13 protein-coding genes are annotated in these 13968 nt (G+C 50.8%); 8 read left to right on the top strand and 5 right to left on the bottom strand.

The window, feature by feature from the left end:
* Positions 1-9 precede the first annotated feature (9 nt).
* The 7 genes from D5270_RS01580 (at position 10) to D5270_RS01550 (ending at position 8332) form a co-directional block, all read left to right on the top strand.
* A complete protein-coding gene (locus D5270_RS01580) occupies positions 10-546 on the top strand; it encodes a hypothetical protein (RefSeq protein ID WP_166542441.1) in 537 nt (178 codons plus the stop codon).
* A 22-nt stretch (positions 547-568) separates the two neighbouring features.
* The gene (locus D5270_RS01575) at positions 569-1402 is read left to right on the top strand and encodes an NAD(+)/NADH kinase (protein ID WP_166542440.1); all 834 of its coding nucleotides are present in this window, start codon (positions 569-571) and stop codon (positions 1400-1402) included.
* 30 nt (positions 1403-1432) lie between these two features.
* Positions 1433-1885, top strand: a complete 453-nt coding sequence (gene argR, locus D5270_RS01570) for an arginine repressor (RefSeq protein ID WP_166542439.1) — start codon at positions 1433-1435, stop codon at positions 1883-1885.
* 51 nt (positions 1886-1936) lie between these two features.
* Positions 1937-3595, top strand: a complete 1659-nt coding sequence (gene recN / locus D5270_RS01565) for a DNA repair protein RecN (RefSeq protein ID WP_166542438.1) — start codon at positions 1937-1939, stop codon at positions 3593-3595.
* A 385-nt stretch (positions 3596-3980) separates the two neighbouring features.
* The gene (locus D5270_RS01560; RefSeq protein ID WP_166542437.1) at positions 3981-4445 is read left to right on the top strand and encodes a GNAT family N-acetyltransferase; all 465 of its coding nucleotides are present in this window, start codon (positions 3981-3983) and stop codon (positions 4443-4445) included.
* Between the two features lie 14 nt (positions 4446-4459).
* On the top strand, positions 4460-5680 hold the full coding sequence (tyrS, locus tag D5270_RS01555) for a tyrosine--tRNA ligase (protein WP_166542436.1): 1221 nt from the start codon (positions 4460-4462) through the stop codon (positions 5678-5680).
* Between the two features lie 93 nt (positions 5681-5773).
* The gene (locus D5270_RS01550; RefSeq protein WP_243150045.1) at positions 5774-8332 is read left to right on the top strand and encodes a YfhO family protein; all 2559 of its coding nucleotides are present in this window, start codon (positions 5774-5776) and stop codon (positions 8330-8332) included.
* A 46-nt stretch (positions 8333-8378) separates the two neighbouring features.
* Here D5270_RS01550 and D5270_RS01545 read toward each other — a convergent pair whose 3' ends face one another.
* From D5270_RS01545 to asd, 5 genes are all read right to left on the bottom strand, one after another.
* Positions 8379-8834 carry an ACT domain-containing protein gene (locus tag D5270_RS01545; protein WP_166542434.1) on the bottom strand — a complete coding sequence of 152 codons (456 nt, stop codon included), beginning with the start codon at positions 8832-8834 and terminating at the stop codon, positions 8379-8381.
* 19 nt (positions 8835-8853) lie between these two features.
* Entirely contained in the window at positions 8854-9612 is a 759-nt protein-coding gene (dapB, locus tag D5270_RS01540) for a 4-hydroxy-tetrahydrodipicolinate reductase (RefSeq protein WP_166542433.1), read from the bottom strand.
* A gap of 2 nt (positions 9613-9614) precedes the next feature.
* Positions 9615-10574: a radical SAM protein gene (locus D5270_RS01535; protein WP_166542432.1), complete on the bottom strand. Its 960-nt coding sequence runs from the start codon at positions 10572-10574 to the stop codon at positions 9615-9617.
* 157 nt (positions 10575-10731) lie between these two features.
* On the bottom strand, positions 10732-11628 hold the full coding sequence (gene dapA, locus D5270_RS01530; RefSeq protein WP_166542431.1) for a 4-hydroxy-tetrahydrodipicolinate synthase: 897 nt from the start codon (positions 11626-11628) through the stop codon (positions 10732-10734).
* Positions 11629-11671: 43 nt separating this feature from the next.
* Positions 11672-12751: an aspartate-semialdehyde dehydrogenase gene (gene asd / locus D5270_RS01525; protein ID WP_166542430.1), complete on the bottom strand. Its 1080-nt coding sequence runs from the start codon at positions 12749-12751 to the stop codon at positions 11672-11674.
* Positions 12752-12928: 177 nt separating this feature from the next.
* On the opposite strand from asd, the gene queA reads away from it, so the two are divergent.
* Positions 12929-13963, top strand: a complete 1035-nt coding sequence (queA, locus tag D5270_RS01520) for a tRNA preQ1(34) S-adenosylmethionine ribosyltransferase-isomerase QueA (RefSeq protein ID WP_166542757.1) — start codon at positions 12929-12931, stop codon at positions 13961-13963.
* Positions 13964-13968: the final 5 nt, after the last annotated feature.

The following is a 13968-nucleotide window of genomic DNA, read 5'->3' as shown; positions in this document are numbered from 1 at the left end:
GAGGAAGGCGTGATACTTTACCACTATTTTGACCGAAGGACAGGTCCTTTCCGCACTCTTTCGGATTTACTGGAAGACGAGGCCAAGGCCCTGCTGGAAGAGGTGAAAAGAGAACGTCCAGGCTCCCAATGCGCTCAGAGGCACGATAAATATGTGGAGTACCGGCATAACTGTGAGGCCATACTTCGCAGGGAATTTACAAAGAAGGGCGGGGTTATCCGCAGGCAGTCGCCTTATTATATGGTGGTAGGGCATAGCCCGTGGCTTAGCACCTGGTATGAGGACTGCGGAGTAGTTAAAATCCATGCTAGGGAGTTCGACGTACAAACGCTGTCCTTCACTTACGGAGACTCAATGCCCACATTCAGTCCAACAATAAACGACGGCAGAGAGTACCGGCACCAGCTTTACACATATGACGAGATACTGACAGTTATTGATAAATACGGCCTGCCCCAGGACTGGAACGATGACGGCAGCCAGGGCCCGGAAAGATATATTGAAGTCCACGTGTGGAGCGACGAGACCATATCTCTATATAGATGACCCGGATGGGAGGCATTACCCCATGAAAATAGCCATAGCGCCCAATCCAGCAAAAAAGCAGGCGCCATCCTTAGCAGAAGAGGCCGCCCGGGTACTAAATTCTGCCGGATGTGAAACTGTCCACATAGCTGGAATGTATGAGGAGGGTGTACCGCACAGTGAGGCTGCAAAGCTTATTAACTGCTGTGATGTACTCATAGCCGTAGGTGGGGACGGCACAATTATTAATGCAGCAAAGCTTGCCGCTGAGTTAAATAAACCACTTCTGGGCCTCAACGCCGGGAAGCTGGGTTTTACAGCCGGGCTTGAGCCGGAGCAGATGCACCTGCTGCCAAAGCTGGCCCAGGGGCGGTGGCGGGAAGAGCGCCGGATGATGCTGGAGGTTTCCCTATATTCTGACGAGGGACAGCGAAAATTCTACACGCTGAACGACTCGGTGGTATCAGCTGAGCTTGCGAAGATAGTGGAATATAGGGTAGCTATAGATGATAATTCCGGTTACCTGTACCGGGCCGACGGTTTCATTGTGGCGACGCCCACAGGCTCTACGGCTTACTCCCTGTCTGCCGGTGGGCCGGTGGTAGAGCCCACCTTGGACTGTATGATATACACACCCATTTGTCCTCACTCACTTTTTAACCGTAGTGTGATGTTTGCCCCGGACACCCGGCTGGTAGTGGACATTCCCCGGAACAGAGGCAGGCTATTCTTAACTATAGACGGGGCAGCCCCGGTGGAGCTGAAGGCCGGCGACAGGATGATATTTGCCAGAGCAAGGCGCTGCGCCAGGTTTATAAAACTGACAAATAATAATTTTTACGATATACTAAACCAGAAACTGCTGGAAACTCAATAATTAAGGCTTACCTGCCGGAAAGGAATACCCATGAAAACCCGACGCCATGCCAAGATTTTAGAGCTGATACGAGAGCACGACATAGAAACTCAGGACGAGCTTATCCAATACCTGCGAGAGGCGGGCTTTGATGTGACCCAGGCCACTGTATCCAGGGACATTAAGGAGCTACGACTGATAAAGACCCTGTCCGGCAGCGGCAGGTACAAATATTCCACCGGCAGCGACGGCGGCATGGATATGTCCTCGAAGTTCCATTCACTGTTTACAGACAGCGCAATTTCAGTGGACAGCGCTATGAATATCCTGGTGATAAAATGTATGGTGGGCATGGCTCAGGCGGTCTGCGCGTCTATGGACGCTATGTACTGGAAGGATTTTGTGGGCACCCTGGCTGGTGACGATACCATATTTGTGGTCTGCCGTACAGAGGCCGCTGCCAGAGAGACCCAGGACGAGTTGCGGAAGCTGCTCATGAACTGATTTTTCAGTCAGCAAACTTGATAAAACTGCGGAAACAGGAGGCTTTTGCGCGTGCTTTCAGAGCTTTTTATCAACAATATTGCCGTGATAGAGCGGGCATCTATAGACCTGGAGCCGGGATTTACCGTGCTGACAGGCGAGACCGGTGCGGGTAAATCAATGATAATCGACGCTATCCATGCTGTGCTGGGAGAGCGCACCTCAAAGGAGCTGGTGCGTACCGGCGAGGCTTCGGCATCGGTGTCGGCAATGTTCACCGGCCTGTCAGAGGATGCACTGGAGATACTTGACAGCCTATCCGTGCCCAGAGAGGAGGACGGCTCCCTTTTGGTACAGAGGGACATAAAACTGGAGGGCAGGTCTGCCTGTAAACTCAACAGCGTGCCCGCAACGGTGTCTATGCTAAAGGCTATTGCCCCAAGGCTCGTAGGAATACATGGCCAGCATGAGAGCTATGAATTGCTCTCGCCTGAGCTGCATATGACATATATAGACAGCTTCGGAAAACTGGAGAATCTTTTGGAAAAATACCAGGCAGGCTATAAACGGCTTCGGGAGCTCCAGCGGCAGTTGCGGGAGCTGGATACAGACGAGAACGAAAAGAGCCGCCGTATGGACCTTTTGCGTTACCAGATAGATGAGCTTGAGGCGGCGAACATAAATCCCGGGGAGCGGGAAGCCTTGACGCAGAGCCGGGACATTGCCAGAAACGGAGAGCGCATTTCTTCTGCGGTGGAGATGGTGAAGGCTTTGCTTGCCGGTGACGAGGAGCGCGGAGGGATACTTTCCGATGTTTCGATTGCCGCCGGAGAGCTTGAGCGCATGTCAGGATACATGTCCCAGCTGGAGGAGCCGGTGCAGAAGCTACGGGAGGCTGGGTTCCTGCTGGAGGATGTGGATGCCGTCCTACAGGGCATATCTGTGGACTTTGACCCCGCAGCTTTGGACGAAATAGAGAGCAGGCTTGATATGCTGTACCGGCTGGGGCTGAAGTACGGCGAGAGCGAGGAGCAAATGCTGAGATATCTCGAGGACTGCCAGGAGGAACTGCACAAAATAGAGTTCTCCGACGAGGAAAAAGAGCGCCTGAGCGTTGAGTATGAACAGGAGAAGCAAAAAACTATAGCTCTGGCGAAGGAGCTATCTCAAAAGCGTCACACAGCCGCAGAACGCTTTACAAAACAGGTGAAGTCAGAGCTGGCGTTTCTGAACATGCCCGGGGTGGAGTTTGTTACCCAGATAGAGCGTGTGCCTCTGACACCAACCGGATGTGATAAGCTGCAATTTTTAGTCTCGGCAAATAAGGGCGAGCCTCCAAAGCCCTTGTCGAAGATAGCTTCCGGCGGCGAACTGTCCAGGATAATGCTGGCGGTTAAGACAGTGCTTTCGGGCCGGGACAAGATAGACACGCTTATTTTCGACGAGGTAGACGCCGGTGTCAGCGGCGCGGCGGCAAACCGTATAGGTGAAAAATTGCGACAGGTGAGCAAAAACCGGCAGGTGCTCTGTATCACACATCTGGCTCAGATAGCGGCCATTGCGGACCATCACCTTCGTATCAGTAAGCATGTGGAGAAGGGGCGCACATACACCCAGGTGGACCCTCTGGACCTTGAGGGACGCAAGCAGGAGCTGGCTAGGATAATCGGCGGGGACGAAATAACCCAGCTTCAGCTAGACATGGCTGAGGAAATGCTAAAAAGGACTTGACAAACCACGATTTATAGGGTAGAATAACTTCAATGGCTATGATGGAATAATGTAGGTGCCGCTCTATATGGCAAAGAGAGCCCGCGGCTGGTGTAAGCGGGAGCATGGCAGTGCCGAAGATACCTTCCTGAGCCGCCTTTCGGAACGTAAATACTTTTTTATGGAGAGTATTTACCAGTAGGAAAGGCCGTGAAGCGCACGTTACAGCGCCAGGGTATAACAGGTTTCGGTTCTATTGGGGCTCAAGCTGTCGTACCTGTGGAGACCGTTGCCGTGAGGCTTCGGTGAACTGAGGTGGTACCGCGACGATGTTCGCCCTCTGTTAAAGCTATGCTGGCGCAGGCTTTCACAGAGGGCTTTTTGCGTTGGCAGGAAGGTGATGAATATGGTAACACTAAAGCTTGCGGGCATGAAAGACGCCGGTGCCCTATTGGCTATACAGAAACAGGCGTTTCGAGCGCTGCTGGAGAAGTACCAGGACTACAGCACGAATCCAGCTATGGAGCCGATGACAACCCTGAAGCGCAAGCTTTCTGAGCGCGACTATTATTTTATCCTGATGGATGACGAGAAGGTGGGGTATATTGGCGTTAAGCATACAGAGGGCCTACTGTGTATAACGCCAGTCGGCCTGCTGCCAGAGTATCAGGGGAGAGGGATAGGGCATGAGGCGCTGAGGCTGCTGGAAGGGCTGTATCCTCAGAACCGGAGGTGGTCCCTGGGCACCATCCTGCAGGAGCAGGGGCTGTGCCGGTTTTATGAGAGCCTTGGATATAAACGCACCGGGGAAATTACCAATATTCAGCCGGGCATGGATGAGGTCGGATACGAAAAAATACTAGAAAATTGAAAGGATGACAGGAAATGCAGATTTTTGAGGAGCTGGAGGCAAGGGGGCTTATAGCCCAGACAACGGATAAGGAGCATTTGAGGGACCTGTTCAATAACGGTAAAGCGGTATTTTACATCGGCTTTGACTGTACCGCCGACAGCCTGACCGCCGGACACTTCATGGCACTTACAATGATGAAGCGCCTTCAGATGGCGGGCAACCGGCCCATTGCCCTTATAGGAGGCGCAACTACCATGATAGGCGACCCGTCCGGACGTACGGATATGCGTCCCATGCTTACCAGGGAAGATATCGACCATAATGCCGAGTGCTTTAGGCGGCAGATGGAGAAGTTTGTTGACTTTGGAGAGGGTAAGGCAATAATGCTCAATAACGCCGACTGGCTTACGAGCATTGGATATATTGACATTCTGCGGGAGGTGGGCGCCTGCTTCTCGGTAAACAATATGCTCCGGGCAGACTGCTATAAGCAGCGTATGGAGAAGGGCCTTTCCTTCCTTGAGTTCAACTATATGATAATGCAGTCCTATGACTTCTACCATATGTACCAGCATTACGGCTGCAATGTCCAGGTTGGCGGCGACGACCAGTGGAGCAATATGCTGGGAGGCACGGAGCTCATACGCCGAAAGCTGGGCAAGGATGCTCCGGCCCTGACCATAACCCTGCTTACAGACTCACAAGGAAAGAAGATGGGCAAAACTGCCGGAAATGCTGTCTGGCTGGACCCCAACAAGACTTCTCCTTTCGACTTCTACCAGTACTGGAGAAATGTGGACGACGGCAGCGTTATCAAGTGCCTGCGTATGCTCACCTTCCTGCCAATTGAGCAGATTAACGAGATGGCGGAGTGGAAGGACAGCCAGCTTAATCAGGCAAAAGAGGTTCTTGCCTTTGAGCTCACCAGGATGGTCCACGGAGAGGAAGAGGCTCAGAAAGCCCAGGAGGGTGCAAGGGCCCTGTTCAGCGCCGGAGGCAATACTACTAATATGCCCACAACTCAGCTTGTTGAGAGCGACATGGCAGATGGGCAGATAAGTGTCCTTGACCTGCTGGTAAAAACAGGCCTTGCCAGCTCCAAGGGCGAGGGCCGCAGGCTGGTCCAGCAGGGAGGGGTTTCCGTCAACGAGGAAAAAGTTGCCGATATCTCAGCGAGCTTCACTGAGAGCCAGCTAAAAGAGGGACTTGTTATTAAAAAGGGAAAGAAAGTGTTCCACAAAGCAGTACTGTAAATCTATGGGATGTAAGAATACTGTAAGATATTGTTTTAAAAGTTGAAAGAGAAATTTTGGATTACCGCAATAAAAATATGGCATACTTTCTTTATGAGAAAAGTATGCCATATTCATTTATATGCGGCAATTTGCTGTGCGGTTGTTTTGAGCATTATATACGCTGTCTTTGGCCTCTATCCTTTTGGTGAAAAGACTCTGGCATGGTGCGATATGTCACAGCAAGTGATACCGTTATTGATGGAGCTGAAGGATGTCCTCTCAGGAAATTCCGGATGGTTTCTGAATCTGCAAAATGCCGGGGGTATGAGCTTCTGGGGAGTATTCTTCTTCTTCCTGTCAAGTCCATTCCATCTGTTTGTGCTGTTTGTGGAGAAAGCGGATATTTACCTGCTGGTAAATATCCTTGTGTTGATAAAGTTATCCCTTGCCGCTGCCTCTGCATCTGTATTTTTCAAACGGGAAGCACCCAACCTGCTGCCGCCCGCTCATTTGGCACTATGTATAAGCTATGGGCTATGCGGATATGGGCTGATGTACTACCAGAACTTAGTCTGGCTGGACATGCTCTACCTGTTCCCACTTACAATGCTGGGCTTTGTCAGACTGATAGAGAAGGGGAGAGCAGGATTTCTCACCGTATGCCTGACACTAAGCATTATATTTAACTATTATCTCAGCTATATGCTGTTTCTCGGCATGATAATATGCGGTACTGTCTTCATATTTGGATATGTGCAGAAAGAACGGCGCGGAGAGCTGGCGGGAAAGCTGGGGCTAAGCGCAGTTATTGCATTGCTGCTAACGGCGGCAATCTGGCTGCCATCTTTATTACAGTGCCTGGCCTCTGCCCGCACAGATGGGGGAGTGATGCAATCGCTCCGGTCCGGCAGGCTGCTTACAGATTTGAGGACAACCGCGCCGGTGCTTTTGTGTACTATAGGGGCAGCGTTAGTACCATTTTTCAGCCGCTTTTTTATAAAGACACCAAAAACCCGGGTCATCACAATCTGCTGGGCAATAACTGTTTTACCTATGGTAATAGAGCCCATAAATAAGCTGTGGCATATGGGCAGTTATCAGGCGTTCCCGGTGCGGTATGGGTATGTGCCCATATTCTTAGGCCTTTGGTATCTGGCTCTGGGGCTGGACTCGCCGCATAAAGCCAAGGCAAACCCAAAGGGCATGTTATGGCTGGTGCCAATATTGGCGCTGCCGGCCATAGTTGGAGGGTATGTTCTCTATGCACATTTTGATGAGATAAGTTCATATACCTCAAAGCTATGGGTAAGCACAGAAGGGGCGCTGTACCTGTCGCTGTTCTGGCTTGCATGCTTTATGGCAATGCTTGGGGTGTGCCATGCCGTGGGACGTTCTCATAAGCTTACTTCCTGGGCGCTGATGGGTATTGTGCTCATACAGTCAGCCGTGCAGATACCTGCATTTGTAGGCTCCTCAGCCAATGTACCTTCGCGGAGTCAGGAGGTAATTTCAGCCCCCAAAATCAGTGATGAAGGTCTGTACCGTGTCAAACAGGAGAGAAAATTCTGTCATGTAAATCTGCTGGGAGGCATGGGCTATCCCACTCTAAACCACTATACATCCCTGACCGACGCCAGATATCTGGCTGCAATGAAAAAGCTTGGATATTCGTCATACTGGATGGAAACCTCCGGGTGCTGCGGTACTGCAGCCAGCGATATACTTCTGTCAAATAAATATGTCTTAGATGAAAACTTAAATTGGACTGCAACCAGCAGTGGAAATTTGGGGTATATTGTGCCGTCAGGGATACTTCCGGAGGCACTGAAGCTTGGTGACCGCCTGCAACTGCAAAATGAGCTTTGCAAAAGGCTGACCGGCGGCGAGGAGTTGTTTGCAAAATATGAGCCAATCGATGGGGAGCCAGCTGAAAGCAATAGTGAAATACATCTGGAAGAAGGTATCCTGCGTTACCAAATCAATGTAAAAGAACGGGAAACCTTGTACTTCGACGCTTTTGACTGTATTTCTACAAGGCTGCGTGAGGCTATAAACGACGGCTTTTCGGTATCGGTGAACGGAGAGCAGGTAGCAGAGAGCTATCCGACCCAGCGCTGCAACGGTATACTGAGACTGGGAAGTTTTGAGAACGAGACTGTTGATGTGGAGATAACCGTCCGCAAGCCCATGGAGCTGTGCTCATTTGGAGTGAGGGGCTTGAAGGACACGGATGTTCTGACAAACTCGCTGCCAAATGCCGATTTACAATATAAAAACGAAGATATTGTTGGCTCTGCTGACGCTCAGAGTGGGCAATCACTTTTCCTGTCAGTGCCATGGTACAATGGGATAAAGGTGCGGGTGAATGGACAGACGGTGCATGTGAAACAGGTGTTGGACTGTTTTATGGAGATACCGCTGCCGGAGGGACATAGCGAAATCACGGTCAGCTATATACCAATGGGCATAATACCGGGTACAGTTATAAGTGTCTCCTCAATGCTTTTGGTGATAATATACCGAATGTATAGAGGAAAACATTTGGTACGTGTAGCGACAGATATATGGTATAAGAGTGCACCAACAGCGCTGAAGCTTGGATTTATAGCCGTTATGCTTATCGTATACCTGCTTCCGTTGGTGTTTTGGGCAACAAAGTTTACTATATGAAAGACCTCCCGGAAAGCCGGGAGGTCTTTGTAAACGTACTGAAACTTTACAGAGCGTTTTGTATAGCAGTGAGCACCGTGTCAAAATCAGCCTCGGTAACAAGCAGGGAAATCTCTACCTCGGATGTGGTAATAAGCCGCAGGTCAGCCTTCGTACCCGCTATGGCGGAGAAAACCTTTGCCGCAATGCCGGGGGTGTTCTTCATCGCGGGGTCATATACAGAAATTTTGTGGTTAACAGAGCTGACGATAACATTTACGTCGGTCTCTTTCTTCAGCTTGGTGGTGAAAGCCAGTACATCCACCAGGTCATTGTCAGAGATAGTGAAGGATAGGCCGGTGAAAGCCCCGTGGGTTGGGGCCATGGATATCATGTCGATGTTGATATTATACTCTGCGATGGACTCAAATATGGTCGCGATAGAATCCACTTGAGCTGGGAAGCCAACCAGTGTTACCAGTGTGATATTGTCAACAGTGCTTATAACAGTGCCTGTGCTCATGCTGCTGTGCCCTCCTTTTTTATATTCCTTCGCGGACCAAATCGCCCATATCATAGAGTCCGGGGCCTTTACCAGCCATAAATACTGCAGCATTGACCGCGCCCACGGCGAAAAGCTCCTTTGACTGGGCAGAGTGGGAAAGGGTGATGACCTCGTGCTGTCCTGCAAAGATGACCTGATGCTCGCCTACGATGGTGCCGCCCCGGATAGAATGTATGCCAAGCTCTGCGGGCTCGCGTTTCTTGCGCTGGGAGTGGCGGTCATAGGTATACTTCATGCCGTTTTCCCGGGTACTGTTCACCGCGTCAGCCAGCATTAGGGCGGTGCCGCTGGGGGCGTCTATCTTTTGGTTATGGTGCGCCTCAACTATTTCCACGTCAAAATCCTGCCCCAAAACGCTGCTGGTGGTTTTAGCCAGCTCCATCAGCAGGTTTATACCAAGGGACATATTTCTGGAATAGAAAACAGGCAGTTCCCTGGCAGCGCTCTCAACAGCCTGCACCTGTTCCGGAGAATACCCGGTAGTACAGAGCACGGCTGCAGACTGATTAGCCTTACAGTACCGCAGTATAGGCTCTAGGGCGCTGGGATGGGAGAAATCCACAACAACGTCCACAGGCTCAGTCACAGCGCCGATATCCTGATATAAAGAGAAGCCCGGCTCTGCCGGCGCACGGTCTACCCCGGCAACTATCTTACAGTCACGGCGCTCATTCACAATATTTCTCACAGCCGCACCCATCTTGCCGGCACAGCCACAGAGCAGCAGTTTTGTCATCTTTACACATCCGTTTCTTTTGATTCAGTTAGGTCCCTTATCTGCCTGCAAATATCGCAGACGGAATAACATTTCGAGAAGTCTACTGGGATATCACGCTTCTGGACGGCCTGAATAAGCCCTCTCGCGCCGCCAGTGAGCACAGCTTTGGAGAAAAAATGTTCATATGGGTTGTATCTGTCGGCAATATCCTCCATGCTTTCACGCAGCAGGTTGCCAATGGGGAACGCACAGGCAATTACATCACCGTTAGGCTCAATGGACAGCGAGCTGATTTGGTCCAGCGGCTCAGTGTATGGCTGTGAGCCGCAAGTATCATCCAGGCAGAGACTAGGTTTTGAGTAATACTCAGAGAGATTTTCTATGGCGTTTCCAGCCATGAATATATCATCCCCATGCCCCACCGGTACGCCCAACGCTGTAAATTCAGCTAAAATTTCCTTTGTGCGGGTGTTCCAGGGGTTGTTATTAGTCTCGGTTACCACCCAGGAGGGCTGAAGCTGTATGTTGTCCGGACACATCTCCATTAACTGCCGGGCAAATTCCAGCACTGGAGAAATGGGTATCCTCTCCTGATGAAATGCGTCTACCGACAGCAAAATGTTATTAACCCCCGCCTCTATAAGCATTTCGGCAACCTGCTTAATGCGTTCAGGCCGTTTAGAGAAATAGCCGTTAGTTATCAGCTGCCGGGTAGGAATGCCACAGTCTGTTGCAGCACTGTGCAGGGCACATATAGCCTCCGGATAGAGCAGCGGTTCGCCGCCAAAGGTCATAACGGATTGTATCGGGTAATGTGTCGCAAACCAGTGTATGGCCTCTACAGATTCCTTAACCGGCATATGGTGAGGCCCGGGTTTATTCAGTCTGCCGCCTACAGAGCAGTGCTTGCACCGGCCTGTGCAGTGATAGGTGGATACGAACTCTATACGGTTTAACTTCAAGTATTTTGATAATTTCATAACTATACCTCTTCCATTTATATATATAATTGGGTGAAAAAGGTGCAGTTATAGAGCAGCGCTTATTTCAAACTGTATTCAGCCCGGCACAATCCGCTGCATAACTGCACCGAGCAGATATCTCGCATTCCAATTCTCATGGTTTATATTTTCCGTGTCAATCCTTTATCAGTTCATGCTTTTTGAGCAGCTCACGCAAAACAGCCTGTTTTTCAACTGGCATAGTAGTAAGGGGCATACGGCAGAAGTTTGTGGAAATGAGGCCCATCTGCCAGAGGGCTTCCTTGATTGGAATGGGGTTTACATCCATGAAGAAGCCGTCCATCAAGTCAATATACCTGTTGCTGAGCCCACGGGCAGTGTCTAAATCACTTTTTAGCACGGCCTCGGTCAGCTGGTGCATCTCCCCGGGCATGGCGTTTGAGAAAACGGAGATGACCCCCTTGCCACCCAGTGCCATTATAGCCAGAGCCTGGCTGTCCTCCCCAGAGTATACATCCAGGTCATCGCCGCAGAGGGCAATGGTGCGGGCAACAGAGGTGGTGTCGCCGTTGGCCTCCTTAGTAGCCACGATATAGGGGTTTTTGGATAGCTCCTTATAGGTTGTAGGCTGGATATTGCAGCCCGTACGGCTGGGGACATTATAGAGAATACAGGGCATTTCAACGCAGTCGGCAATATAGTTAAAGCTCTCAATAAGACCTTTCTGCGAGGTCTTATTGTAGTATGGGGTCACCAGGAGCAGGCCATCCGCGCCCAGTTCCTTTGCTTTTAAAGACAAGTCTACACAGAAGCATGTATCATTACTGCCGGTGCCGGCGATAACCGGCACGCGGCCCTTGACCTTCTCAATAATAAAGGCGGTTACTTTCAGGTGCTCCTCTGTATTCATAGTGGCGGCTTCGCCGGTAGTGCCGCAGGCAATTATGGCGTCAACCCCGCCGCTTATCTGCAGCTCAATTAGCTTTTCAAGCTCATCCCAGGCAACTTCGCCGCGATGGTTGAAAGGGGTGATTAAAGCGGTGCCTACGCCGGTAAAAACGGTATGTTTCATATAAGGATTCCTCCAAATATTAAAGTGAAAGGTTTAGCGTATCTCAGTCGAAATACCCCAGCTTGCAGAGCAGCTCGGCCATGAGCAGCCCGCCGCCTGCCGCGCCCCGCAGAGTGTTGTGAGAGAGGCAGACAAACTTGTAATTGTACTGGGTGTCAGGACGAAGCCGGCCCGCGGAGATAGCCATGCCGCCTTCAATATCCCTGTCCAGCTTTGGCTGGGGACGGTTATCCTCATCAAAGTAGTGGATGAACTGCTTTGGGGCGCTGGGCAGCTCCAGCTCCTGGGCGAGGCCCCTGAACTCCTTCCAGCGCCGGATTATCTCATCCTTGCTGACCTTGTTCTCCAGAGAGAAGAACACTGCTGCCATATGCCCGTCACTTACCGGCACCCTCAGGCACTGCGAGGTGATGGAAGGTGCTGTGGCATTGACAATTACGCCGTTCTCCACATGGCCCCATATTTTCAATGGCTCACGCTCGGATTTCTCCTCCTCGCCGCCGATATAGGGTATCACGTTGTCAAGAATCTCCGGCATGGTCTCAAAGGTCTTGCTGGCGCCGGAAATTGCCTGGTAGGTACAGGCAAGTACCTTTGTGACCCCCAAATCCATTAGTGGATGTATAGCAGGCACATAGCTCTGCAGGGAGCAGTTGCACTTCACGGCAATAAAGCCGCGCTTTGTGCCCAGACGCTCCCTTTGGTGCGCAATAACCTCATGATGGCTGGCATTAAGCTCGGGAATTATCATGGGTACATCAGGTGTGCTGCGATGCTCCTTATTGTTGGAGATAACAGGGCACTCCAGCTTGGCGTAGGCCTCCTCGAGGGCTATTATCTCATCAGACTTCATATTTACGGCGCAGAACACAAAGTCCACCAGAGATACTATTTTCTCCATATCAGCCTTGGCGTCAAAAACCGTAAGCTTCGCAATATCAGAGGGGATAGGCTCATTCATGGCCCAGCGGCCTGATACAGCCTCTTCATAGGTCTTGCCGGCAGAGCTGGCGCTGGCGGCAAGGGCAGTTACCTTAAACCAGGGGTGGTTTTTCAAAATAGTAGTGAAGCGCTGGCCTACCATTCCTGTACATCCAATTATACCTACACGATACTGTTTCATTTTCTTCTTCCTTTCATGCCTAAACTAGAAAACCAGTTGAAAAATCTCCGGCAATCATATATAATAGACTCAATTATCCCGTCTATTATACCCTAGTATGTGCCGCTTGTCAATTTTTTCAGCCAGCATATACTATGATTTTTTCGTATGGAGAGTGAATAAATGGACGCGTCACCCATGAAGACCAGTGATTTTTCCTATGACCTGCCCCAGGAGCTCATAGCCCAAACTCCCATAGAGCCCAGGGATTCATCCAGGCTTATGACTCTTGATAAGCACACCGGAGAGACTTGTCACAGGCACTTTTATGATATTGCAGATTTAATACGGCCTGGGGACTGCCTTATATTAAACGATTCCCGGGTACTGCCCGCCAGGATATACGGCGTAAAGGAGGACACCGGTGCCCATGTGGAGTTCTTGCTATTGGAGAACAAGGGCAATGACACCTGGGAGGTCCTATGTAAGCCCGGCAAGCGGGCCAAAGAGGGAAGCAGATTTGCCTTTGGGGGAGGACTCTTTACAGGTGAGATAGTAGGCGTTAAGGAGGACGGAAACAGGCTGGTGCACTTCAGCTATGAAGGGGTATTCTTCGCGCTGCTGGATGAAATAGGGCAGATGCCCCTGCCGCCATATATCAAAGAGAAGCTGGAGGATAAGGAACGCTATCAGACAGTGTATTCAAAGGAGATAGGCTCTGCCGCAGCGCCCACAGCCGGACTGCATTTTACGCCTGGGCTGTTGGACAAGCTGAAGGGAAAAGGGGTGGAACTGGGCTATGTGACTTTACACGTAGGCCTTGGCACTTTCCGTCCGGTAAGTGTGGATAGGATAACAGACCACAAAATGCACGCTGAGCATTACTACATGCCCGCAAGTACGGCTGAACTGATAAACCACACGAAAGAGAGGGGCGGCAGGGTGATAGCAGTGGGCACGACCAGCTGCCGTACAATAGAATCTGTGGCCCAGAGAGAGGGCTGCTTTAAAGAGAGTTCAGGCTGGACCGATATTTTTATTTATCCCGGCTATGAGTTTAGAGGCGTGGACGCGCTTATAACCAACTTCCATCTGCCGGAGAGCACGCTTATTATGCTGGTGTCCGCGCTGGCGGGTAGGGAGAATGTGCTGAGGGCTTATAAGGAGGCGGTGCAAGAAAAGTATCGCTTTTTTAGTTTTGGGGATGCGATGTTTATTGGAGACCTGAAGTGAATATC

This window comes from Acutalibacter sp. 1XD8-36 (assembly GCF_009917525.1).
In the GTDB taxonomy this organism is placed as follows: domain Bacteria; phylum Bacillota; class Clostridia; order Oscillospirales; family Acutalibacteraceae; genus Acutalibacter.
The sequence above is the reverse complement of the archived record's forward strand: the minus strand, read 5'-3'. Positions and strand labels throughout refer to the sequence as shown.

Excerpts from the sequence above, each read along its gene's own strand:
- D5270_RS01550 (WP_243150045.1), top strand. The coding sequence starts at position 5,774 with ATGAGAAAAGTATGCCATATTCATTTATATGCGGCAATTTGCTGTGCG.
- tyrS (WP_166542436.1), top strand. The coding sequence starts at position 4,460 with ATGCAGATTTTTGAGGAGCTGGAGGCAAGGGGGCTTATAGCCCAGACA.
- dapB (WP_166542433.1), bottom strand. The coding sequence starts at position 9,612 with ATGACAAAACTGCTGCTCTGTGGCTGTGCCGGCAAGATGGGTGCGGCT.
- D5270_RS01545 (WP_166542434.1), bottom strand. The coding sequence starts at position 8,834 with ATGAGCACAGGCACTGTTATAAGCACTGTTGACAATATCACACTGGTA.
- argR (WP_166542439.1), top strand. The coding sequence starts at position 1,433 with ATGAAAACCCGACGCCATGCCAAGATTTTAGAGCTGATACGAGAGCAC.
- dapA (WP_166542431.1), bottom strand. The coding sequence starts at position 11,628 with ATGAAACATACCGTTTTTACCGGCGTAGGCACCGCTTTAATCACCCCT.
- asd (WP_166542430.1), bottom strand. The coding sequence starts at position 12,751 with ATGAAACAGTATCGTGTAGGTATAATTGGATGTACAGGAATGGTAGGC.
- D5270_RS01535 (WP_166542432.1), bottom strand. The coding sequence starts at position 10,574 with ATGAAATTATCAAAATACTTGAAGTTAAACCGTATAGAGTTCGTATCC.
- D5270_RS01575 (WP_166542440.1), top strand. The coding sequence starts at position 569 with ATGAAAATAGCCATAGCGCCCAATCCAGCAAAAAAGCAGGCGCCATCC.
- D5270_RS01560 (WP_166542437.1), top strand. The coding sequence starts at position 3,981 with ATGGTAACACTAAAGCTTGCGGGCATGAAAGACGCCGGTGCCCTATTG.
- queA (WP_166542757.1), top strand. The coding sequence starts at position 12,929 with ATGAAGACCAGTGATTTTTCCTATGACCTGCCCCAGGAGCTCATAGCC.